At 72.9% G+C, this 23,575-nt stretch carries 17 protein-coding genes; 14 read left to right on the top strand and 3 right to left on the bottom strand.

The window, feature by feature from the left end:
* The first annotated feature begins 235 nt into the window (after window positions 1–235).
* Genes ACF068_RS27375 through ACF068_RS27355 form a run of 5 tightly spaced genes read left to right on the top strand, consistent with a single transcriptional unit; the run spans window position 236 to window position 8,409 of the window.
* A complete protein-coding gene (locus ACF068_RS27375) occupies window positions 236–1,603 on the top strand; it encodes a diaminobutyrate--2-oxoglutarate transaminase family protein (protein WP_392276959.1) in 1,368 nt (455 codons plus the stop codon).
* A 32-nt stretch (window positions 1,604–1,635) separates the two neighbouring features.
* Window positions 1,636–3,546 carry an IucA/IucC family protein gene (locus ACF068_RS27370; protein ID WP_392276958.1) on the top strand — a complete coding sequence of 637 codons (1,911 nt, stop codon included), beginning with the start codon at window positions 1,636–1,638 and terminating at the stop codon, window positions 3,544–3,546.
* A 39-nt stretch (window positions 3,547–3,585) separates the two neighbouring features.
* Window positions 3,586–4,323, top strand: coding sequence for a GNAT family N-acetyltransferase (locus ACF068_RS27365; protein WP_392276957.1), 738 nt, complete (start codon window positions 3,586–3,588; stop codon window positions 4,321–4,323).
* A 59-nt stretch (window positions 4,324–4,382) separates the two neighbouring features.
* On the top strand, window positions 4,383–6,395 hold the full coding sequence (locus tag ACF068_RS27360; RefSeq protein WP_392276956.1) for an IucA/IucC family protein: 2,013 nt from the start codon (window positions 4,383–4,385) through the stop codon (window positions 6,393–6,395).
* Window positions 6,396–6,432: 37 nt separating this feature from the next.
* Window positions 6,433–8,409 carry an ATP-dependent DNA helicase gene (locus tag ACF068_RS27355; protein ID WP_392276955.1) on the top strand — a complete coding sequence of 659 codons (1,977 nt, stop codon included), beginning with the start codon at window positions 6,433–6,435 and terminating at the stop codon, window positions 8,407–8,409.
* Window positions 8,410–8,533: 124 nt separating this feature from the next.
* Here ACF068_RS27355 and lexA read toward each other — a convergent pair whose 3' ends face one another.
* The gene (gene lexA / locus ACF068_RS27350) at window positions 8,534–9,319 is read right to left on the bottom strand and encodes a transcriptional repressor LexA (RefSeq protein ID WP_392276954.1); all 786 of its coding nucleotides are present in this window, start codon (window positions 9,317–9,319) and stop codon (window positions 8,534–8,536) included.
* Between the two features lie 905 nt (window positions 9,320–10,224).
* Here lexA and nrdR point away from each other — a divergent pair.
* Entirely contained in the window at window positions 10,225–10,737 is a 513-nt protein-coding gene (gene nrdR, locus ACF068_RS27345) for a transcriptional regulator NrdR (protein WP_392276953.1), read from the top strand.
* A 150-nt stretch (window positions 10,738–10,887) separates the two neighbouring features.
* Window positions 10,888–13,788: a vitamin B12-dependent ribonucleotide reductase gene (locus tag ACF068_RS27340; protein WP_392276952.1), complete on the top strand. Its 2,901-nt coding sequence runs from the start codon at window positions 10,888–10,890 to the stop codon at window positions 13,786–13,788.
* A 153-nt stretch (window positions 13,789–13,941) separates the two neighbouring features.
* Here ACF068_RS27340 and ACF068_RS27335 read toward each other — a convergent pair whose 3' ends face one another.
* Entirely contained in the window at window positions 13,942–14,472 is a 531-nt protein-coding gene (locus ACF068_RS27335) for a TerD family protein (protein ID WP_392276951.1), read from the bottom strand.
* 248 nt (window positions 14,473–14,720) lie between these two features.
* Between ACF068_RS27335 and ACF068_RS27330 the strand changes: the two genes are divergently transcribed.
* The 4 genes from ACF068_RS27330 (at window position 14,721) to ACF068_RS27315 (ending at window position 19,352) form a co-directional block, all read left to right on the top strand.
* Window positions 14,721–15,326, top strand: a complete 606-nt coding sequence (locus tag ACF068_RS27330; protein ID WP_392276950.1) for a YdbC family protein — start codon at window positions 14,721–14,723, stop codon at window positions 15,324–15,326.
* A 153-nt stretch (window positions 15,327–15,479) separates the two neighbouring features.
* On the top strand, window positions 15,480–16,160 hold the full coding sequence (locus ACF068_RS27325; protein ID WP_392276949.1) for a histidine phosphatase family protein: 681 nt from the start codon (window positions 15,480–15,482) through the stop codon (window positions 16,158–16,160).
* Window positions 16,150–17,064 carry an ADP-ribosylglycohydrolase family protein gene (locus ACF068_RS27320; RefSeq protein ID WP_392276948.1) on the top strand — a complete coding sequence of 305 codons (915 nt, stop codon included), beginning with the start codon at window positions 16,150–16,152 and terminating at the stop codon, window positions 17,062–17,064. Before ACF068_RS27325 ends, ACF068_RS27320 begins: the two co-directional genes overlap by 11 nt.
* 299 nt (window positions 17,065–17,363) lie before the next feature.
* Window positions 17,364–19,352 carry a DUF4153 domain-containing protein gene (locus ACF068_RS27315; protein ID WP_392277001.1) on the top strand — a complete coding sequence of 663 codons (1,989 nt, stop codon included), beginning with the start codon at window positions 17,364–17,366 and terminating at the stop codon, window positions 19,350–19,352.
* A 73-nt stretch (window positions 19,353–19,425) separates the two neighbouring features.
* Here ACF068_RS27315 and ACF068_RS27310 read toward each other — a convergent pair whose 3' ends face one another.
* The gene (locus ACF068_RS27310) at window positions 19,426–20,988 is read right to left on the bottom strand and encodes an MFS transporter (protein WP_392276947.1); all 1,563 of its coding nucleotides are present in this window, start codon (window positions 20,986–20,988) and stop codon (window positions 19,426–19,428) included.
* Between the two features lie 147 nt (window positions 20,989–21,135).
* On the opposite strand from ACF068_RS27310, the gene ACF068_RS27305 reads away from it, so the two are divergent.
* The 3 genes from ACF068_RS27305 to ACF068_RS27295 all read left to right on the top strand — a co-directional run bounded on the left by ACF068_RS27305 (window position 21,136) and on the right by ACF068_RS27295 (window position 23,337).
* Window positions 21,136–21,762, top strand: coding sequence for a TetR/AcrR family transcriptional regulator (locus ACF068_RS27305; RefSeq protein WP_392276946.1), 627 nt, complete (start codon window positions 21,136–21,138; stop codon window positions 21,760–21,762).
* An 87-nt stretch (window positions 21,763–21,849) separates the two neighbouring features.
* Window positions 21,850–22,560: a ribonuclease HII gene (locus tag ACF068_RS27300; protein WP_392276945.1), complete on the top strand. Its 711-nt coding sequence runs from the start codon at window positions 21,850–21,852 to the stop codon at window positions 22,558–22,560.
* A 129-nt stretch (window positions 22,561–22,689) separates the two neighbouring features.
* Complete coding sequence (locus ACF068_RS27295) at window positions 22,690–23,337, top strand: hypothetical protein (protein WP_392276944.1); 648 nt, start codon at window positions 22,690–22,692, stop codon at window positions 23,335–23,337.
* Window positions 23,338–23,575: the final 238 nt, after the last annotated feature.

The following is a 23,575-nucleotide window of genomic DNA, read 5'->3' as shown; positions in this document are numbered from 1 at the left end:
AACTCGGCTGGACTTCGGCACCGGAGTGCGGCCCCCACTATGCCGGTGCCGATGGGGACGGCGTACGGCAGGGCCGTGGTTCCCCGACCGGAAGGATCTTCCCGCAGCCCGTGATCCGGAACGGTCACGCTCGTTGGTACGTACGGGGGACATCAGGCCGGTAAGCACCACGGGCCCCGGACGGATGAGCTACACACCGACGGACTACGCAACACGACCGGGAGGACCCGAAGCAGTGGCCGTGACCGAATCCCCACCGGTGGCACCGACGTCCGCGCACGAAGGGATCCTGCGCCGCCAGTCGCTGCGCGAATCGGCCGCCCGCACCTACGCGCGCTCCCTGCCCATCGTCCCGGTCCGGGCCCGGGGGCTGACGATCGAGGGGGCCGACGGCCGGCGCTACCTCGACTGCCTCTCCGGAGCGGGGACCCTGGCGCTCGGCCACAACCACCCGGTGGTCCTGGAGGCGATCAGGAAGGTCCTCGACTCCGGAGCGCCGCTGCACGTCCTCGACCTGGCCACTCCGGTCAAGGACGCCTTCACCACCGAGCTGTTCGCCACGCTGCCCCGCCCGCTCGCCGACGACGCGCGCGTCCAGTTCTGCGGACCGGCCGGCACCGACGCGGTCGAGGCGGCGCTCAAACTGGTGCGCAACGCCACCGGCCGCCAGGGCCTGCTCGCGTTCACCGGGGCCTACCACGGCATGACGGCCGGCGCCCTGGCCGCCTCCGGCGGCGCCACCGACGTGACGGTCACCCGCCTGCCCTACCCGTACGACTACCGCTGTCCCTTCGGTGTCGGGGGCGAGCGCGGCGCCGACATCGCGGCCCGCTGGACCGAGAGCCTCCTCGACGACCCCAAGTCCGGTGTCCCCGCGCCCGCCGGGATGATCCTCGAACCCGTCCAGGGCGAGGGCGGGGTCATCCCCGCCCCCGACGGCTGGACGCGCCGGATGCGGGCACTCACCGCCGACCGCGGCATCCCGCTGATCGCCGACGAGGTGCAGACCGGCGTCGGCCGCACCGGCGCGTTCTGGGCCGTCGAGCACAGCGGTGTCGTCCCCGACGTGATGGTGATGTCCAAGGCCATCGGCGGCTCCCTCCCCCTGGCCGTCATCGTCTACCGGTCCGCCCTCGACGTCTGGCGGCCCGGCGCCCACGCGGGCACCTTCCGCGGCAACCAGCTCGCCATGGCGGCCGGCGCCGCCACCCTCGCCTTCGTACGCGAGAACCGCCTCGCCGAGCGGGCGGCCATCCTCGGGGGGCGCATGCTGGGGCAGCTCCAGGGCCTGGCCGCCGCCGATCCCCGCATCGGTGACGTGCGCGGCCGGGGACTCATGATCGGCGTCGAGCTCGTCGACCCCGACACCACCGCCGACGTTCCGCCCCCCGACGCCGCCCTCGCCGCCGCCGTCCAGCGCGAGTGCCTCCGGCGCGGCCTGATCGTCGAACTCGGCGGCCGGTGCGACGCCGTCGTACGCCTCCTGCCCCCGCTCACGCTCACCGACGGCCAGGCCGTCGCCGTCCTCGACCGCTTCGCCGACGCCCTGGCCGCCGCCGAGCGCACCCCGCCGCACACCGGCGACCCGGGTCCGTCCCGCTGAACCCGCACCTCCTCACCAGAAAGTCCCACGCCGTGAACCCCACTCCCGTCCCCGCAGCACCCGGCGCCGACGGCCCTCCCACCGCCCCCGGCGTCCTCCCGGGCGAGTCGACGACCGTGCCGCGCCAGCACTCCGGGGGGTACGAAGACCTGCCCGGCCCCGCTCCGGCGGCCACGGGCACCGCACCCGGCAGCGGAACGCACGACGACCCCCTCGACCCCCTGGACCATCCGGACGCCCACCACGCCGCGGACGCCGCCGCCACCGAGAACCTGCTGCGCTGCTGGGTACGGGAGAAGAACCCGCCCCCGCCGGCGGGCACGACCCTCCGCGTGCCGCTCGGCGCCTCCGGGACCGCCCTCCTCGTCCCCGTCCACCACTGGTCACCCACCGGCTGGCACCGCTTCGGACCGCCCGCCCTCGAAGGCGCCCCACCGGGCGCCCCGCCCGTGGACGCCGTCACCCTCGCCGCCCTCATCAGCCGCGAGTCCGGCCCCGCCGGCGACCGCCGGGAAGGCGCCGACCTGGTAAGCCGGGTCGCCGACTCCGTACGCCGCACCGCCGGATTCATCGCCCACCGCCGCCGGCACCCCGGACCCACCGCCGACGCCGACCTCTTCCTGACCGCCGAGCAGTCCCTCCTCCTCGGCCACCCCCTCCACCCCACCCCGAAGAGCCGCGAAGGCCTCTCCGACGCCGAGGCCGCGCTCTACTCGCCCGAGGTGAACGGCTCCTTCCCGCTGCACTGGATGGCCGTCGACCGGTCCGTGCTGGCCACCGACTCCGCCTGGACCGAACAGGGCCGCCCCCGTACCGCCGAGCACCTCACCGCCCGCCTCGCCGGCGACCTCCCCCTGCCCGCCGGCACCGCCGCCCTCCCGCTGCACCCCTGGCAGGCCCGCGACCTGCGCCACCGCCCCGCCGTCGCCGAACTCCTCTCCGCCGGCCTGCTCCACGACCTCGGCGCCCACGGCGAGCACTGGCACCCCACCTCCTCCGTCCGCACCGTCCACCGGCCCGGCGCCCCGGCCATGCTCAAGCTGTCCCTCGGCGTCCGCATCACCAACTCCCGCCGTGAGAACCTCCGCAAGGAACTGCACCGCGGCGTCGAGGTGCACCGGCTGCTGCGCACCGGCCTCGCCGAGGAGTGGCAGGCCGCCCACCCGCACTTCGACATCGTGCGCGACCCGGCCTGGCTCGCCGTCGACACCCCGGCCGGCGAACCCGTCCCCGGACTCGACGTCATCCTCCGCCACAACCCCTTCGGCATCGGGGACGACGCCGTCTGCATCGCGGGCCTCACCGCCCCGCGCCCCTGGCCCGGCAGCACCGGAATGCGTTCCCGGCTGGCCCTCACCGTCTCCCGGCTCGCCGCCCGCACCGGCCGGCCCACCGGAGCCGTCGCCGCCGAGTGGTTCCTCCGCTACCTCGACCAGGTCGTCCGCCCCGTCCTCTGGCTCGACGGCACGGCCGGCGTGGCCCTGGAGGCCCACCAGCAGAACACCCTGGTCATCCTCGACCCGGACGGGTGGCCCCGCGGCGGCCGCTACCGCGACAACCAGGGCTACTACTTCCGCGAGTCGCACCGTGCCGCACTGGAACGCCGGCTCCCCGGCATCGGCACCCGCAGCGACACCTTCGTCTCCGACGACGTCACCGACGAGCGGTTCGCCTACTACCTCGCCATCAACAACGTCTTCGGCCTGATCGGCGCCTTCGGCGCCCAGCGCCTCGCCGACGAACGGCTCCTCCTGGCCGCCTTCCGCCGGTTCCTCACCACCACCACCGGCCTCGGCTCACCGCTGCCGGCCCGGCTCCTGGAGAGCCCGACCCTGCGCTGCAAGGCCAACCTGCTGACCCGGCTGCACGGCCTCGACGAGCTCGTCGGGCCCGTCGACACCCAGTCCGTGTACGTCACCATCGCCAACCCCCTCCGCCGCTGACGCGACGCCCCCACCCGAACGCCGAGAGGACAGCGCCCCGTGCCTCCCACCGACGCGAGCTCCGCCACCGGATCCGGTTCCCCCGCCACGGCCGGCGTGGGCACGGAGGACACCCTGGACCTACGGCTGCCCGACGAGCTGATCACCCTGCTCGGCGGGCCGGACGGGCCGGATCCCGGACCGCGGTCCCCGGCCGGCGGCGACGGCGAACTGCTGGACGCCGTCGCCGACTGGGGCCCCACCACCACCCCGTTCGGTGAGTTCCGGCTCGTCCCCGTACGCATCGAGCGCGACCTGACCCTGATCAGCCGGTGGATGAACGACCCCGCGGTCGCCGCCTTCTGGGAGCTCGCCGGAGCCGAGTCGGTCACGGAGGCCCACGTACGGGCCCAACTCCACGGCGACGGGCGCAGCGTGCCGTGCCTGGGCGTGCTCGGCGCCACGCCCATGAGCTACTTCGAGATCTACCGCGCCGACCTCGACCCGCTGGCCCGCCACTACCCGGCCCGCCCCCACGACACCGGTGTCCACCTGCTCGTCGGGGGCGTCGGCGACCGCGGCCGGGGCGTGGGCACCGCCCTGCTCCGGGCGGTCTCCGACCTGGTCCTCGACCACCGCCCGCGCTGCGCCCGGGTGATCGCCGAACCGGACATCCGCAACACGCCGTCCGTGTCGGCCTTCCTGAGCGCGGGCTTCCGCTTCTCCGCCGAACTCGACCTCCCCGACAAGCGAGCCGCCCTGGTGATCCGCGACCGCCGTCTGCGACACCTGCTGTGAACCACCCGCCGCGTTCCATACCCGCTCGACCCGCATCGGTTCCCACCCGAGGAGTCCCCGTGCCGAAACCGCCTGCCACCCATGACTCCGCCGAGCCGCCCATGCCGCCGACCAGCACCACCGCGCCCGCCCCGCCCGCCACCACGGCCCCGCCCGCCGCGCCTGCCACCACGGCCCCGCCCGCCGCGCCCGCACGGCCCGTGCCGCCGTCCCGCCGCGCGCCGCAACCCTCCACCGCACCGCCGTCCCCGCCGGCCCCGCCCGAGCTGAACCCGGAGGCGTGGGCGCGCGCCTCGCGCCATCTCCTGGCCAAGATGCTGGGCGAGTTCGCGTATGAGGAGATCATCGAGCCCGCCCGGCCGGCCACCACGCCCGACGCCGCCCCCGCCGGCGGGCGGCCGCCCACGAACCCGTCCGACCGCGCCGACCCGTCCGAGCCGGAGGCGCCGTACACGCTCCGCCTCGACGACGGGACCGAGCTGGCCTTCCACGCGCGCCGCACCGCCTACGGGAGCTGGCGGGTCGACCCCGGGTCGATCACCCGGGACGGGCAGCCGTTCACCGACCCCCTGGACTTCCTCGTCCGGGCCCGCCGGCTCCTCCGCCTGGACGGCGCCACGCTCGGGCACCTCCTCCGCGAGCTGACCACCACGCTCGCCGCCGACACCCGGCTGGACCGGACGGCGCTCACCGCCGACCGGCTCGCCGACCTCGGCTACGCGGAACTCGAAGGCCACCAGACCGGCCACCCGTGGATCGTCTTCAACAAGGGCCGCATCGGCTTCTCCGCCGGCGACGCCGCCCGGTGGGCGCCGGAAGCACGCCGCGCCGCCCCGCTTCCCTGGATCGCCGTCAGCACGTCCCTCGCCTCCTACCGCGGTGTCCCCGCGCTGCCCACCCCCGGGCACCTCTACGACCGGGAACTCGACCCCGGGCCGCGCGACGCGTTCGCCGCCGAGCTCCGGGCCCGCGGCCTCGACCCGGCGGCGTACCTCTACCTCCCCGTGCACCCCTGGCAGTGGGACGAGGTGCTGCTGCCGCTCTACGCGCCCGCCATCGCCGAGGGCACCATCGTGCCGCTCCCGGCCGACGGCGACCTCCGCCTGCCCCAGCAGTCCATCCGTACGTTCCTCAACGTCAGCCGGCCCGACCGGTTCAGCGTGAAACTGCCGCTGTCCGTCCTGAACACCCTCGTCTGGCGCGGACTGCCCACCGAGCGCACCCTCGCCGCCCCCGCCGTCACCTCCTGGGTGCACGCCCTGCGCGACGCGGACCCGTTCCTGCGCGACGACTGCGGGGTCGTCCTCCTGGGCGAGGTCGCCTCCGTCACGGTCGAGCACCCCCTGTACGACCACCTGCCGGAGGCCCCGTACCAGTACAAGGAACTGCTCGGGGCGATCTGGCGGGAGCCCCTGCGCCTTCCTCCCGGCGAGCGCGCCCGCACCCTGGCGGCCCTGCTCCACACCGACCCCGCCGGCCGCTCCTTCACCGCCGAGCTGGTGGCCCGGTCGGGTCTCGACCCCGTGGACTGGCTGCGGCACCTCTTCGCCGCCCTGCTGCCCCCCTTGCTGCACTTCCTCTACCGCTACGGCACCGTGTTCTCCCCGCACGGCGAGAACACCATCGTGGTCTTCGACGGCCGGGACGTGCCGGTACGGCTGGCGATCAAGGACTTCGTCGACGACATCAACGTCAGCGCCCGTCCCGTCCCCGAGCTCGACTCGATGCCGGAGGACGTACGGGCGGTGCTCCTCACCGAGGAGCCGGCGTTCCTGACCCAGTTCATCCACTCGGGGCTCTTCGTGGGCGTCTTCCGCTACCTGGCGCCGCTGTGCGAGGAGCAACTGGACGTGCCCGAGCGGGACTTCTGGTCACTCGTCCGGGCGGAGATCCTGGGGCACCAGGCGCGCTTCCCGGAGCTCAAGGACCGCTACGAGCTGTTCGACCTGCTCACGCCCCGTATCGAGCGGCTGTGCCTCAACCGGAACCGACTGCACCTGGACGGCTACCGCGACCGGGCCGAGCGGCCGCACGCGGCCATCCACGGCACCGTCCCCAACCCGCTCGCGTGACCCGGTTGTCAGTGGCGCGCCGTAGGGTGGACGGGCTATGACGAAGCCATCCCTCCCCGAGCTCCTCCACGCCGCCGTGTCCGCCGTCGGCGGCGTGGAACGGCCAGGCCAGGTCACCATGGCCGAGGCCGTGGCGCAGGCCATCGACGACGGTTCCCACCTGCTGGTCCAGGCCGGCACCGGCACCGGAAAGTCGCTGGGCTACCTGGTGCCCGCGCTGGCGCACGGGGACCGGGTGGTGGTCGCGACGGCGACGCTGGCCCTCCAGCGCCAGCTCGTCGAGCGCGACCTGCCGCGCACGGTGGACGCCCTGCATCCGCAGCTCCGGCGCCGCCCGGAGTTCGCGATGCTCAAGGGGCGGTCGAACTACCTGTGCCTGCACCGGCTGCACGAGGGCGTTCCGCAGGAAGAGGAGGACGGCCTCTTCGACCCCTTCGAGGCGGCCGCGCCGACCAGCAAGCTCGGCCAGGACCTGCTGCGCCTGCGCGACTGGTCCGACGACACCGAGACCGGGGACCGGGACGACCTGACGCCCGGTGTGTCCGACCGCGCCTGGTCGCAGGTGTCGGTCACGTCCCGGGAGTGCCTGGGCGCGTCGAAGTGCGCGTACGGGGCGGAGTGCTTCGCCGAGGCCGCGCGCGAGCGCGCCAAGCTCGCCGACGTCGTGGTCACCAACCACGCCCTGCTCGCGATCGACGCGATCGAGGGCGCCCCGGTGCTGCCGCAGCACGAGGTCCTGATCGTGGACGAGGCGCACGAGCTGGTCTCCCGGGTCACCGGCGTCGCGACCGGTGAGCTCACCCCCGGCCAGGTCAACCGCGCGGTGCGCCGGGCGGCCAAGCTGGTCGACGAGAAGGTCGCCGACCAGCTCCAGACGGCGGCCGAGGGCTTCGAGCGGCTGATGGAGCTGGCCCTGCCCGGCCGGCTGGAGGAGATCCCCGAGGACCTGGGGTACGCGCTGATGGCGCTGCGGGACGCGGCGCGCGCGGTCGTCTCGGCGCTGGGCACCACCCGCGACAAGTCCGTGCAGGACGAGGACGCCGTCCGCAAGCAGGCCAGGGCCTCCGTGGAGACCGTGCACGACGTGGCGGAGCGCATCACCCAGGGCTCCGAGTACGACGTCGTCTGGTACGAGAGGCACGACCGCTTCGGGGCGTCGCTGCGGGTGGCGCCGCTGTCGGTCTCGGGTCTGCTGCGGGAGAAGCTCTTCGCCGAGCGCTCGGTCGTCCTCACGTCGGCCACGCTCAAGCTGGGCGGTGACTTCAACGGAGTGGGCGCCTCGCTGGGGCTGCCCCCGGAGGGCACGGTGGGCACGGAGGACGAGGACGTGCCGGTGTGGAAGGGCATCGACGTCGGTTCGCCCTTCGACTACCCGAAGCAGGGGATCCTGTACGTGGCGAAGCACCTGGCCACACCGGGCAGGGAGGGCAGCCGCGGCGACATGATGGACGAGCTGGCCGAGCTGGTCGAGGCGGCCGGCGGGCGGACCCTCGGCCTCTTCTCGTCCATGCGGGCGGCCCAGGCCGCCGCCGAGGAGCTTCGCGGCAGGCTCGACAAGCCGATCCTCCTCCAGGGCGAGGACACCCTGGGCGAGCTGATCAAGAACTTCGCCGCCGACGCGGAGACCTGCCTGTTCGGCACGCTGTCGCTGTGGCAGGGCGTGGACGTGCCCGGACCGAACTGCCAGCTTGTGGTGATGGACCGCATTCCGTTCCCCCGGCCCGACGACCCGCTGATGAGCGCCCGGCAGAAGGCCGTGGAGGAGGCGGGCGGCAACGGCTTCATGGCCGTCGCCGCGACGCACGCGGCGCTGCTGATGGCGCAGGGCGCGGGCCGGCTGGTGCGGGCGACGGGCGACCGGGGGGTGGTGGCGGTGCTGGATCCGCGCCTGGCCACCGCCCGGTACGGCAGCTATCTGCGGGCCTCGCTGCCCGACTTCTGGTACACGACCGACCGCAACCAGGTGCGGCGCTCGCTCGCCGCCATCGACGCCGCCGCCAAGTCCACCCCCTAGGGAGAGGCGGGGGAGCGGGAGAGGCGGAGGACCGGCGGGGGAGCGGCGAGGCCCTCGGCAGACAGGTAGGGCCCCGGGACCGGCGCAGTGGGTCCCGGGGCCCGGTCGGAGCCGGCGCGGTGTGTCACACGCGCCGCAGTACGGCCACCACCTTGCCGAGGATCGTGGCCTCGTCGCCGGGGATGGGCTGGTACGCCGCGTTGTGCGGGAGCAGCCAGACATGGCCGTCCTCGCGCTTGAAGCGCTTGACCGTGGCCTCGCCGTCGAGCATGGCCGCCACGATGTCGCCGTTCTCCGCGACGGGCTGGCGGCGGACGGTCACCCAGTCGCCGTCACAGATGGCGGCCTCGATCATCGAGTCGCCGACGACCTTCAGCACGAACAGCTCTCCGTCACCGACGAGCTGGCGGGGGAGGGGGAACACGTCCTCCACCGACTCCTCGGCGAGGATCGGTCCGCCGGCCGCGATACGGCCGACGAGCGGGACGTACGACGCGGCGGGCTTGCCCGTGGTGTCGGTCGGCTGGCTGCTCGGCTGGTCGGACCCGCGGACCTCGTAGGCCCTGGGCCGGTGCGGGTCCCGGCGCAGGAAGCCCTTGCGCTCCAGGGCCATCAGCTGGTGGGCGACCGACGAGGTGCTGGACAGTCCCACCGCCTGGCCGATCTCCCGCATCGACGGCGGGTAACCGCGCCGCTGGACCGAGTCCCGGATGACCTCGATGACCCGCCGCTGCCGGTCCGTGAGCCCGGAGCTGTCCGCCCGGATGCCTGGAGGTCGGCCGGGCAGCGAGCGAGTGGGCTTGGGCCCCTCCGCGTTCGTGTTCGTCTCGTTCATGGCATGCACCGGCTCGAGTCGGCTCTGGGAGCGGTCCTGGGCAGTGATGGTGGCGGTGTCTGCGGTGGTGGTCACGTCGGCGGCCCCTCTCGAATGGTCTCCCTAGCTGGACAACGGTAGTTGCTTTCGAAAGGTTGCGCCAAACACACGTTCGAGTGAAAAATCGCAGATTGGCTTACGTGTGCGTGTGTCGAGGTGTATGTGCGATCACTTTCCGGCCGCGCGAGGCCGGGGTGATCCGGTCATCACCGTAACGCCCGCCCGGGAGGACGCGGGAACCGGGGCGCCGACGGAACGGTTCCGAGCGTTCGCTCCTGCGAATTCGGACCCTCATGGCCCGCCCTGCGGAGCCCCCGTGGCGACGCCGCCGCCCGAGGCGGGCCCGCCGGAGGCCCCCGCTGCCGCTCCAGGCCGCCGAGGAGGGGGAGGAGGGCCCGCGGGCGGGGCCCGGGCCACCGGCGGGCGCCCGGCCCGGGTCCGGACCCGGTGGGTTCGCGGGCGGCCTTCCATGACCCGTACGGCGACCTCCGCCCCCAGTGCGCCGGTGTGTGCGGGCGACTACGCGCCGTCACGACGGCCCGCGTTGGGCGTGTGCGCCGCGTTCCGGGGCAGAGGGCCCCGGAGCGGCCGGCCCCGGGCCTCCGGCCGTCCCCGTGTGGCGCCGGGCGGTGCCCTTCCGGTGCCTGGGCGGCCTTTCGTGGACCTCGGCCCGGGCGGGCGTGCCGCCCCCCGCGATCCGGGGCGCCGCGCGCTTCCCGTAGGCTCTGGGGCTGTCCCCGAGGCCATGGCGCGCGACACGCGTCAGGTCCCGAAAAGACGACTCGACCCCAGATCTAGTGGTTGGATTGCACCGGCCACCCACAAGTTGTGGTCCCCCGGTCTGTCGGGGGCGTGGTCATCGCCTATGCTTGTGGCTGCTTCGAGGGGCTCTCACGGCCCTGACGAGGCTATTCAGTCGTGCTGTGAAGGAGGGTTGGGAGATGCACTGCCCCTTCTGCAGGCACCCCGACAGCCGTGTCGTCGACAGTCGCACCACCGACGACGGAACGGCCATCCGCCGCCGCCGGCAGTGTCCCGACTGCTCCCGCCGTTTCACCACGGTGGAGACCGCGTCGCTCATGGTGATCAAGCGCAGCGGGGTCACCGAGCCCTTCAGTCGCAGCAAGGTCATCTCGGGAGTGCGCAAGGCGTGCCAGGGGCGGCCGGTCACCGAGGACGCCCTCGCCAAGCTCGGCCAGCGGGTCGAGGAGGCGGTGCGCGCCACCGGCAGTGCGGAGCTGACCACTCATGACGTCGGACTCGCCATACTGGGCCCGTTGCAGGAACTCGACCTCGTCGCGTACCTGCGCTTCGCGTCCGTGTACAGGGCGTTCGACTCACTCGAAGACTTCGAGGCCGCCATCGCGGAACTCCGCGAGCAGCGGCCCCCCGTGGAGGACGGCGGAACCGGAGCGACCCCCGGGGTCCCGGTTCCCGCCACCGCCGCCGACTGATCCGGCCCGGCGAGGGGCCGGCGGCAGGCGGCTGAGCGGACATCGACGTGTCACGGGCGCTGTGCGTGGCGTCCGGGACAGCAGACAGAAAATGTGCCTTGGGAAGATCTGGGCACTTCAGGGTGTTTTTGCCCGTATATGGGAGGCGGCATGACAGAGACGGCGAGCGGCCCGGCACGAGGGTCCCGTACCAAGGGCTCCAAGGTGAACAAGGGACTGCGCATCGAGCGCATCCACACCACCCCCGGCGTGCATCCGTACGACGAGGTCGTGTGGGAGCGTCGTGACGTCGTCATGACCAACTGGCGCGACGGCTCGGTCAATTTCGAGCAGCGTGGCGTCGAGTTCCCCGACTTCTGGTCGGTGAACGCGGTCAACATCGTCACCAGCAAGTACTTCCGCGGGGCCGTCGGCACCCCGCAGCGCGAGACCGGTCTCAAGCAGCTCATCGACCGGATTGTGAAGACCTACCGCAAGGCCGGCGAGGACCACCAGTACTTCGCCACCCCCGCGGACGCCGAGATCTTCGAGCACGAACTGGCGTACGCCCTCCTGCACCAGATCTTCAGCTTCAACTCGCCGGTGTGGTTCAACGTCGGGACGCCGCAGCCCCAGCAGGTCTCCGCCTGCTTCATCCTGTCCGTCGACGACTCCATGGAGTCGATCCTCGACTGGTACAAGGAAGAGGGCATGATCTTCAAGGGCGGCTCCGGCGCCGGCCTGAACCTCTCCCGCATCCGCTCCTCCAAGGAGCTGCTCTCCTCCGGCGGCAACGCCTCCGGCCCGGTCTCCTTCATGCGCGGCGCCGACGCCTCCGCCGGAACGATCAAGTCCGGTGGCGCCACCCGCCGCGCCGCCAAGATGGTCATCCTGGACGTCGACCACCCCGACATCGAGGACTTCATCGAGACCAAGGTCAAGGAGGAGGAGAAGATCCGCGCCCTGCGTGACGCGGGCTTCGACATGGACCTGGGCGGCGACGACATCACGTCCGTCCAGTACCAGAACGCCAACAACTCGGTCCGTGTGAACGACACGTTCATGAAGGCCGTCGAGCAGGGCGGCACGTTCGGCCTGACGTCCCGCATGACCGGCGAGGTCATCGAGGAGGTCGACGCCAAGTCGCTCTTCCGCAAGATGGCCGAGGCCGCCTGGGCCTGCGCCGACCCCGGCATCCAGTACGACGACACCATCAACCACTGGCACACGTGCCCGGAGTCCGGCCGGATCAACGGCTCGAACCCGTGCAGCGAGTACATGCACCTGGACAACACCTCGTGCAACCTGGCCTCGCTGAACCTGATGAAGTTCCTCAAGGACGACGGCAAGGGCAACCAGTCGTTCGACTCCGAGCGCTTCGCCAAGGTCGTCGAGCTGGTCATCACCGCGATGGACATCTCCATCTGCTTCGCCGACTTCCCGACCCAGAAGATCGGCGAGAACACCCGCGCCTTCCGCCAGCTCGGCATCGGCTACGCCAACCTCGGCGCCCTGCTGATGGCCACCGGCCACGCGTACGACTCGGACGGCGGCCGCGCCCTCGCCGGCGCCATCACCTCGCTGATGACCGGTACCTCCTACCGGCGCTCCGCCGAGCTGGCCGCGGTCGTCGGCCCGTACGACGGCTACGCCCTCAACGCCGAGCCGCACAAGCGCGTCATGCGCCAGCACGCCGACGCCAACGCCAAGGCCGTCCGCATGGACGACCTGGACACCCCGATCTGGGCCGCCGCCACGGAGGCCTGGCAGGACGTGATCCGCCTCGGCGAGAAGAACGGCTTCCGCAACGCCCAGGCCTCCGTCATCGCCCCGACCGGCACCATCGGCCTGGCGATGTCCTGCGACACCACCGGCCTGGAGCCGGACCTCGCGCTGGTCAAGTTCAAGAAGCTGGTCGGCGGCGGCTCGATGCAGATCGTCAACGGCACCGTGCCGCAGGCGCTGCGCCGCCTCGGCTACCACGAGGAGCAGATCGAGGCGATCGTCGCCCACATCGCCGAGCACGGCAACGTGATCGACGCGCCCGGTCTGAAGCCGGAGCACTACGAGGTCTTCGACTGCGCCATGGGCGAGCGTTCCATCTCCGCGATGGGGCACGTCCGCATGATGGCCGCGATCCAGCCGTGGATCTCCGGCGCGCTGTCCAAGACGGTCAACCTCCCCGAGACGGCCACCGTCGAGGACGTCGAGGAGGTCTACTTCGAGGCGTGGAAGATGGGCGTCAAGGCGCTCGCCATCTACCGCGACAACTGCAAGGTCGGCCAGCCCCTCTCCGCCAAGAAGAAGGAGCAGGAGAAGGCCGAGGTCACGGAGAAGGCCGAGGAGACGATCCGCGCGGCGGTCGAGAAGGTCGTCGAGTACCGCCCCGTCCGCAAGCGCCTCCCCAAGGGCCGCCCCGGCATCACCACCTCCTTCACGGTGGGCGGCGCCGAGGGGTACATGACCGCCAACTCCTACCCGGACGACGGTCTCGGCGAGGTCTTCCTGAAGATGTCGAAGCAGGGCTCCACCCTCGCGGGCATGATGGACGCCTTCTCCATCGCCGTCTCGGTCGGTCTCCAGTACGGCGTGCCCCTGGAGACCTACGTCTCCAAGTTCACGAACATGCGCTTCGAGCCGGCCGGTATGACGGACGACCCGGACGTGCGGATGGCGCAGTCGATCGTCGACTACATCTTCCGCCGCCTGGCGCTCGACTTCCTGCCGTTCGAGACGCGCTCCGCGCTCGGCATCCACTCGGCCGAGGAGCGCCAGCGCCACCTGGAGACCGGCTCGTACGAGCAGTCCGACGACGTCGAGGTGGACGTCGAGGGCCTGGCCCAGTCCGCCCCGCGCCAGCAGGAGGCCCCCAAGGCCGTCGCGGCCGCCGCCGCGCCGGCGAAGGCGGAGGCTCCCGCCCCGAAGCAGGCGCACACCTCGGCGGAGCTCGTCGAGATGCAGCTCGGCATCAGCGCGGACGCCCCGCTCTGCTTCTCGTGCGGTACGAAGATGCAGCGCGCCGGTTCCTGCTACATCTGCGAGGGCTGCGGCTCGACCAGCGGTTGCAGCTGACGCCCGGGCGCTGAGCGCTCGACGGGGACGGGAGGGCCGGATCGTTCCGGCCCTCCCGTCCCCGCTCCCGTTCCGTGCTGTCCCCGTCCCCGTGCCCGTGCTGTCCCCGTTCCCGCGCCGTCCGGGTGCGCCGGGCGCCGGGGTGGACACGACCTAGGCCTGCTCGGCGCCCATCAGCTCGGTGAACGCCTGCGGGTCGGCGTCGAATCCGCGGACCGCACGGCGCCAGGCCCAGCCTCCGCCGGCGTCGCGGAAGAACTCCACGACGGTCACGGCCGTGGCCTCGCCGAGGTCGGCGAAGCCGTAGCCGTCCAGCTCCCGGTACCCCTCCTTCACGAGCACCAGGGCGTTGGCGATGTCGCCGAACGTGGTGCGTCCGCCGCCCTGCTGTATGGCCACACCCACCACCACGCGCGCGTACTCCGGTGACAGCCGGTTCAGCTCCAGCGTCATGGCCTCGTCGAAACCGAAGCCCTGCCCGGTGCGGCTCTCCCTCTGGAGGGTGATCGTCCCGTCCGGGGAACGGCTGCCGAAGTGCACCAGATAAGCGGGTGCGCCGTGCGGCTCCTCGGCCCGGTAGACGGCGGCGATGATGTCGAGATCACGGTCGGGGGCACCGGCGGGGCTCGGGTCCCACTTGAGTGTCACCTCGACCTTGCCGACCCCCTTGTTGGCACTGCTCACGGGATTCCCCTCTCTCCTGCTCTCCCACGGGCCGGGCCAACCGCCCGTGACGGAACGCTCCTTGCCCGTGCCATGGTGTCACGCGCTCACTGCGGGATCCGGCGTGCCGGACGCTGCCGGGGCAGCTCGTCGCGCCATTGTGCGGGCCGTTCGACCCCCGTCGGACGTGTGTGCCGGGGCGGGTGGCCGATCGGACGGGGTGGGCGGGACGGGGGCCGGGGCCCGGCCCGGCGCCGTACGATGGCGCGGTGCTGGTCAAGTGGATTCGCTGCACCGTGGTGGACCGTCGTGGGTTCGAGCGGGGGCAGCGGAAGTGGGCGGGGCTGCTGGGTGAGCCGGGTTTCCGTGGCCAAGGGGGCGGCTGGAGCCGTAGCCGGCCGGGTGTCGCCCATGTCTTCTCCTTCTGGGAGAGCCGGCCCTTCTACGACTCGTTCATGGCGCGCTCGCACGACCGGCTGGCGGCCGCGCAGTCGGGCACGTTCAAGGACGCCCAGGTCAAACTGTTCGAGCACCGCTTCGACGTGAAGACCGGCTTCGAGCCCCGCTTCACCGACGCCGACGTCGTCCGCGTCGCGCACAGCAGGATCCACGAGGAGCGGGTCGAGCACTACGCGCTGATGCAGGAGAAGGTGTGGAACCCCGCGATGGCCGGTTCGCCCGGGATGCTGCGCGGGCTGTTCGGGGAAGCGCCGGGCAACGAGTTCCTCGTCCTGTCGATGTGGCGCTCGGCCGCCGAGCACGGCAAGTACCGCACCGAGCGCGTGGAACGGCTGGCCCTGCGCGCGCAGATCGAGGCGGACGTGGCGGCCCTGTCGGGGGACGTGGTGGACCTGGAAGCGGCCTGGACGGTCTGAGCGGCTTGGGCGCGCCGCCGGCCGGGCGGTGGCGGTGGCGGGCCGGCGGTGGCGGTGGGCTGTGGCGGGATGCCGCCTCGGTGGTACGCCGGACGGAGGGCGGGCGCCGGTCCCGGCCGAGCCGCCCCGGAGCGGGCGTTCTAGGGTCGTGGCATGGCACGACCGCGGCGCATCGTTCTCGTACGGCACGGCGAATCGGAGGGCAACGCCGATGACACCGTGTACGAACGCGAGCCCGACCACGCCCTGGGGCTCACCGAGCGGGGGAGGCGGCAGGCCGAGGCGGCCGGGGAGCGGCTGCGGGCCGTTTTCGGGGACGAGCGCGTGAGCGTCTACATCTCCCCGTACCGCCGCACCCACGAGACCTTCCGGGCGCTGCGGCTGGACCCGGCGCTGGTACGGGTCCGGGAGGAGCCCCGGCTGCGGGAGCAGGACTGGGGGAACTGGCAGGACCGGGAGGACGTCCGGCGCCAGAAGGCGTACCGGGACGCCTACGGCCACTTCTTCTACCGGTTCGCCCAGGGCGAGTCGGGGGCCGACGTGTACGACCGGGTCGGCGCCTTCCTGGAGAGCCTCCACCGCAGCTTCGAGGCGCCCGACCACCCGCCGAACGTCCTGCTCGTGACGCACGGGCTCACCATGCGGCTGTTCTGCATGCGCTGGTTCCACTGGACGGTCGCGGAATTCGAGTCGCTGTCCAACCCGCGCAACGGCGACGTCCGGATGCTCCTGCTGGGAGAGGACGGGCGTTACGCGCTGGACCGGCCGTTCGAGCGCTGGCGTGCCCCCGAGCCGTACGGCACCCGGATAGAGTGGCAGGGCGATGACCGCTGACTCCTCTTCCGACCGGCGCTTCGAACGCGCCCTGGCCAGCCTGCGCGGCCTGTCCGTGGGAGACGCCCTGGGCTCCCAGTTCTTCGTACCCGCCCACTATCCCCTGCTCAAGCGGCGCGAGCTGCCGCCCGGTACCTGGCAGTGGACCGACGACACCGAGATGGCGTGCTCCGTGCTGGCCGTTCTCGCCGAGCACGACCGCGTCGACCAGGACGCGCTCGCCCGCTCGTTCGCCGAGCACCACGACTTCGACCGCGGGTACGGGCCCGCCGTCAACCGGATGCTCCGGCTGATCCGCGAGGGCGGCGACTGGCGGGAACTGGCCGCCGGGCTGTTCAAGGGGCAGGGCTCCTGGGGCAACGGCGCGGCCATGCGCATCGCCCCCCTCGGCGCCTGGTATGCCGACGACCCGGAGCAGGCGACCCACCAGGCCGAGATCTCCTCGTACACCACCCACCAGCACCGGGAGGCCGTCGTCGGGTGCATGGCGGTCGCCGCCGCCGCGGCCCTCGCGGCCGACCCGGCGGGACCGCCCACGCCGGAGACGCTGCTCGACGGCGTCGTCGCGCTCGTGCCGCGCAGCGCGGTCGGGGCGGGACTGCGCCGCGCCCGGGACATGCTCGACTACGGCGACGCGGCGACCGTCGCGGCGGTGCTCGGCAGCGGCCGGCGCACCAGCGCCCACGACACGGTGCCCTTCGCCCTCTGGTCGGCCGCCCGCGCCCTGGGCGACTACGAGCGGGCCTTCTGGACCACGGCGCAGGTCGGCGGGGACGTCGACACGACGTGCGCCATCGCCGGGGGAGTGGTGGCCGCCACGGCCGCCGGTGCGCCCCCGGCGGAGTGGCTGGACCGGACGGAAGCGCTGCCCGGCTGGGTGCCCACGGGACCGCTCGCCCGCTGACCCGAGTGTCACGGTCCTGCCACAGCCCGGCGGCCGGACGGGAACCCGCCCGCTTCCGGGCTACCCTTTCGGCCACGCCGCCGCCTTGATCATGACAAGTGCGCGCTGACCAGAGGCCGGGCCCGTACGACACCGCCGCCGTGCGGCCAGGGCCCCGGTCGGGAGGGGGTCCCGTGCCAGACACGCCGTCCGCATCGCCATCATCGTCACCTCCCCCGGAGGAGCCGTCGGGAAGTGCGCCGAACGGTGCGCCGAACGGTGCGCCGGAAGGGGCACCGGAAGGGGCGCCGGAAGGGCCGCTGCCGGAGGACGCGCGGGGTCCGGCGCCCTCGGATGTACCGGGAGCCCCGGAGGCCCCGGCAGCCACAGAAGACCCAAAGGCCCCGGCAGCCCCGAAGGTCTCCCCGGCCCCGGGTTCCGCGGACAAGGCTGCGGCTCAGGGCCTCCTCGACAAGGCCCCGGCCCCCGGCGCCGCTTCCCGTACGGCCACTCCGGGTGCCGGTCACGCGACCGCTGCGGGCCAGGGGCACGGGCAGAGCCAGGCACCGGGTCACGGGCATGGCCAGGCACAGCCACCGGCACCGGGTCACGGGCCCGGACACGGACACGGACCTGGATCCGGTCCCTGGCGGGGTCACGGGCACGCGCCGTCCCGCGCGGGCGCGGCACCCGGGTGGCCGGCGGCCGCACCGCCGGGGTACCGGCCGCCCCCACCGCAGGTTCCGCCTCTGCTGACGCGCATACGCCCGCGCCCGCCCGCGCCGATGACGGCACCGGCCCTGTGGTCGGCCCTGGCGACCGCCGTCCTGAGCGCACTCCTGCTCGGTGAGGGCATGGGCCTGAACCTGCTGATCGTCGCCGTACCGGCCGCCCTCGCCGCCTACTTCGCCGCCGCGGCGGCCGGCCGGCGGTTCCGCCCCTGGACCGTGGTCTGGGGCGTGGGCGGACTGGCCCTGCTGGCGGTGCCCGCGCTGCGGGACGCGGGCTGGCCCACCTTCCTCGCCGTCGTCGCCGCGCTGAACCTCGCGGCGCTCGCCCTGCACGGCGGCCGCACCTGGCGGGGCATCCTCTTCAGCCCCATCGGCCTCTTCCACTCCACCGGTCCGGGCCTGGTCTGGGCCTGGCACGGGCTGCGGGAGCGGGCGGGCGGCGCCCAGGGGCGGATGGGCCCGGTGCTGCGTACGACCGCGGTGGCGGTGGGCCTGCTGGTCGTGTTCGGCGCGCTCTTCGCGGGCGCCGACGCCGCCTTCGCCGACCTGCTCGGCTCCCTCATGCCGGACGTGTCCGTCACCGAGGGGCCCTGGCGCACCATCCTGTTCGCGTTCGGCCTGGTGGGCGCGATCGCCGCCGCCCGTACGGCCGCCGCACCGCTGCGGTGGGACCGCCTCCACGTACCCCCGGGCCGCCCGCGCGCCCGCCTCGAATGGGCGCTGCCGCTCATCGTCCTCAACGTGCTCTTCGCGGTGTTCAACGCCGTCCAGCTCGCCGTCCTCTTCGGCGGGTACGAGAAGGTGCTGAGCCAGACCGGCCTCACCTACGCCGAGTACGCGCGCCAGGGCTTCTGGCAGCTCCTGTGGGCCACCCTGCTCACGCTCGTCGTCATCGGCCTGGCCCTCCGCTGGGCGCCCCGGGACGGTGCCCGCGACCGCACCCTGGTCCGGTCGGTCCTCGGCACCCTGTGCGTGCTCACCCTGGTGGTGGTGGCCTCCGCGCTGCGGCGGATGGACCTGTACGTCGACGCGTACGGGCTCACCCGGCTGCGGGTCTCGGTGGCCGCCATGGAGCTGTGGCTCGGCGTCGTCCTCGTACTGATCATGGCGGCCGGCCTGCTCGGCGCCCGTCGGCTGCCGCTGCCGCGCGCCGTCGCGGCGAGCGCGGCGGCCGGTGTCCTCGCCTTCGGGCTGCTGTCACCGGACGGGCTCGTCGCCGAGCGGAACGTACAGCGCTACGAGAGGACCGGGAAGATCGACATCGGCTATCTGGACGGCCTGTCGGCCGATGCCGTGCCCGCTCTCGACCGGCTGCCCGAGCCGCTGCGGTCCTGTGCCCTGCGGCACATCGCACGGGACCTGGACGCCGACGAGACGCCCTGGTACGCGGTCAGCCGGGGCGAGGCACGCGCCCAGGACATCATCGACACGCGCGGCGTCTCGGTCACCGGCTATGTCTGCGCACCGGGGCGCGACGAGGGCGACGACCCGTTCGGCGACTACTACTACGACGAGAACCACGGCTCGGACGACGACCACGGTTCCGAAGGGGAGCACGGTTCGGACGACGACCGCTAGGTCGTGTCCGCATCGTCTTGCCCGGCCGCCCGTCCTCCCCCTCGCGGCGGGGGAGGACGGACCGCCACCGCGGCTACACCCCGGGCCCCGCCGGCCCGGCCGCTTCCGCCGTGCCGTTGAGCGCCTCCAGGTCGCTCTTGCGGACCCGCACCACGACCAGCGCGGCGATCAGCGCCACCGCGACCATGCCCACGGCAGCCGTGAAGGCGCTGGAGATGCCGGCCGTCAGCACGTCGTGGCCCCAGGGCGCGGGCAGTTCGCGGGTCGCGGCGAACTGCTCCCGCTGCTGCGGGGTGGCCTGCGCCAGGAAGGCGGGCACCTGCTTCTCCGCCTCTTCCCGGCTCGCCGTGCCGAACACGGTGACCAGGATGGACAGGCCCAGGGAACCGCCCACCTGCTGGGTGGCGTTGAGCAGTCCGGAGGCGGCGCCCGCCTCGTGCTGTGCGACGCCCGAGACGGCCGTCAGCGTCAGCGTCACGAAGTTCAGCCCCATGCCGAAGCCGAACAGCACCATCGGACCGAGGACCCCGCCCACGTACGAACTGTCCGGCGAGATGAGCGTCAGCCAGAAGAGGCCCACGCCCGTGATCGCCGAGCCCGTCACCATGAACGGCTTCGGCCCCAGGACCGGGAGCAGCCGCTGCGAGAGCCCCGCTCCCGTGATGATCGCGACCGTCACCGGCAGGAAGGCGAGCCCGGACTCGATGGGGCTGTAGGCCAGGACGTTCTGGACGAACAGAACGATGAAGAAGAACATCCCGAACATGGCGGCGGCCAGGCTCAGCATGATGAGGTACGTGCCGGAGCGGTTGCGGTCGGCGAACATCCGCAGCGGAGTGATCGGTTCGCGGGCCCGCGACTCGATGACCGCGAAGGCGGTCAGCAGGACGACGGCCGCCGCGAAGGACCCGATGGTGAGCGAGTCGCGCCAGCCCTCCTCGGAGGCGCGGATGAATCCGTACACCAGGGAGGCCATGCCGAGCGTCGACGTCAGGGCGCCCGCGACGTCGAACCGGCCCGGGTGCCGTTCCGACTCGTTGATGTAGAGCGGCGCCAGTACGGCGATGAGCACACCGATCGGTACGTTGACGAAGAGCACCCAGCGCCAGTCGAGCCACTCGGTGAGCATCCCGCCGGCCAGCAGGCCGATCGCGCCGCCTCCCGCCGAGACCGCGGCGAAGACCCCGAACGCCCGGTTCCGCTCGGGCCCTTCGGGGAACGTCGTGGTGATGAGGGCGAGGGAGGTCGGCGAGGCTATCGCCCCGCCCACGCCCTGGAGCGCGCGTGCGGCGAGCAACTGCCAGGGCTCCTGGGCGAACCCTCCCAGCAGGGAGGCGAAGGTGAAGACCAGGATCCCGGTCATGAAGACCCGGCGGCGCCCCAGGATGTCGCCCGCCCTGCCGCCGAGCAGCAGCAGACCGCCGAAGGTGAGGGTGTACGCGCTGAGCACCCACGAGAGGTCGGTGGTCGAGAAGGACAGCGCGTCCTGGATGTGGGGAAGCGCGATGTTCACGATCGTGGCGTCCAGCACGACCATCAACTGGCAGGCGGCGATGACGGTGAGGGCGACGCCGGGCCGCCCCTCCCGGCGGGCCGCGCCCGGCTTGGTCTGTGTTACGGGTGGAGAGGTTGTCACTATGGTTCCCCCATGAGCGAGTTAGTGAACGTGCCCGTTCACTGCTCGGCAACGGTAGTGAGTCCCCATCAGTGAACGCAACCGTTCACTGATCACTTCCGGAAGTCAACCGGGTTTCAACTGAGTTCCCCTGATGGAGAGTTGTTGATGGCTACTACGCCTTCGCCGGCCGCCGCCCGGCCGCGTCCGGTGTCCCTGCGGCGCCGGGGTGCCGTGCTGGAGCGGGCGATCCTCGATGCCGCGCTGGACCAGCTCAGCACGGTCGGCTGGAACGGGCTGACCATGGAGGGCGTCGCGGCCGGGGCTCGGACCGGCAAGGCCGCCGTCTACCGGCGCTGGCCCTCGAAGGAGGACCTGGTCGCGGACGCCCTCCGGGCCGGACTTCCGACGTTCGACGAGGCGGCCGATCTCGGCGGCATCCGTGCGGATCTCTCCGCCGTCTGCCTCCGGATGCGGGACGCGATGTACTCCAAGCCCGGCCAGGCGCTCCGTGCGGTCATTCACGAATGCGACACCGTGACCGCCCGGCGGTTCCAGGGGCTGATCGTGGACGGAGTGATCGAACCGTTCACCCGCCTCCTTCAGGAGGTCGTACGCCGCGGAATCGAGCGCGGTGACGTCCGGGCCGACGCGACCGACCGCATGGTTGGCGATGTGGTGCCCGCCCTGATGATGTACCGGTCAAAAATGTGCGCCAGCGAATGGACCGACGCCGATGTGGCGGAGATGATCGATCGGGTCATGATTCCGCTCCTGCGCCCCCCGGCCCGGTGAGCGGGAGTCGGCCGCCGGGTCGCCCGGCGGGCGGAACACAATCCGGGTATCGCGGGCGGCCCCGGGCGGCGTAACCTGTCTGGCGCCATGCCGTACGAACCACCCACCCACACCGTCGAGCGCTCGATCAGGGCGACCACCGGCGCCAAGATCATCGCCGGAGTCGACGAGGTCGGACGCGGGGCGTGGGCCGGTCCCGTCACGGTCTGTGCCGCTGTCACCGGACTGCGCCGGCCCCCGGCCGGACTGACCGACTCCAAGCTCATCAGCCCCAAGCGCCGTGCCGAACTGGCCGAGGAGCTCGAGAAGTGGGTCACCTCCCACGCCCTCGGGCACGCCTCCCCGGAGGAGATCGACGAGCTCGGGATGACCGCGGCACTGCGGCTCGCCGCCGTGCGCGCCCTGGACGCCCTTCCGGTGCGGCCCGACGCGGTGATCCTGGACGGCAAGCACGACTACCTGGGGGACCCCTGGCGGGTCCGTACGGTGATCAAGGGCGACCAGTCCTGTGTGGCGGTCGCCGCCGCCTCGGTGATCGCCAAGGTGCGGAGGGACGCGATGATGGCGGAGCTGGAGGCGGAGTCCGCCCAGTGCGCTGTCTTCGGGTTCGGGGACAACGCCGGGTACCCGTCGCCGGTGCACAAGGCGGCGCTCCGGGAATGGGGTCCCACGCCGTACCACCGGCTGAGCTGGGCTTACCTGGACGCGCTGCCCCGGTGGCGGCACCTCAAGAAGGTCCGCGTCTCCGCCGAGGCGGCCGCACTGGAAAGCGGGGGCCAACTCGGCTTCGACTTCTGAACGCCCGGCAGCGCCCAGCCCAACAGCAGGCCGCGTCCACGCGTCGCACGGATGAGACTTCCGTTCCGCGGCGCATGAATGCGCCACCCGCCGGTGCCACTCGCACCGGTGTTTGATAGACATCCAGTCATGCCTCTCACCCCCGAGGAGCCTCAGATTCACGAGAGTGCCCAGGGTCCCCGCGCCACTCCGGCCACCGGCCGCCCCGCGCCGACCCCCCGACCCGTACCCGGTCCGCGTTCCGCGGCCTCGCCGCGCCCCGGCCGTCCGGGCCCCGGCCCGGTCAGGCCCGCGCCCCCGGCGTCCCCGCGCCAGCACGCCGGCCCGGTGCAGCCCCCGACGCCCCGGCCGGAGAATCGTTCCGCGCCGCGGTCCCCGTCGTCCTCACAGCCGCAGGTCCAGCTGGTCCCCGCCCCCGCGGACGGCGCGCTCGACGCCGCCGAAGAGGCGGTCGACCTGCTGCTCGAGACCGGCCGGGCCCCGGGCGACATCCTGGTCCTGACCACCGGCGACCCGCACCCGTGGGCGACCCACGAGCTGTCCTTCGGCGACGCGTCCTACTGGGCCCAGCACGACGCCCGCGACGACGTGTTCTTCGCCGACGCCGCTGCCGTGGAACGCGCCTCGGCCCGTCCCGTGGTCGTCGTCGCGGTCAACGGCGGCGATGACGACGCGGCCGCCCGGGCCCTCCCGGCGGCGATGACCCGGGCGAGCGCCCTGCTGATCGTGTGCGGTGACCCGCAGCGCATCAACTCCGTGCTCGGCGCGGGCGTCTGACCCGTACGCACGGCCACCCCTGGCACCGCGTCCCGCCCGGGACGCCGGTGCCGGGCCCCCGGGCCCACCGCGGCCCGTCGCACGGCACCGTGCCGTCCCCGCTCCACGGCGGACCGGCCCGCGGAGCCGGGCCACGGCCCTGACCACGGCCCTGACCACGGCCCTGACCACGGCCCTGACCACGGCCCTGACCACGGCCCTGACCACGGCCCTGACCACGGCCCTGACCACGGCCCTG

It is taken from the genome of Streptomyces sp. NPDC016309 (genome assembly GCF_043077235.1).
Classification (GTDB): domain Bacteria; phylum Actinomycetota; class Actinomycetes; order Streptomycetales; family Streptomycetaceae; genus Streptomyces.
The sequence above is the reverse complement of the archived record's forward strand: the minus strand, read 5'-3'. Positions and strand labels throughout refer to the sequence as shown.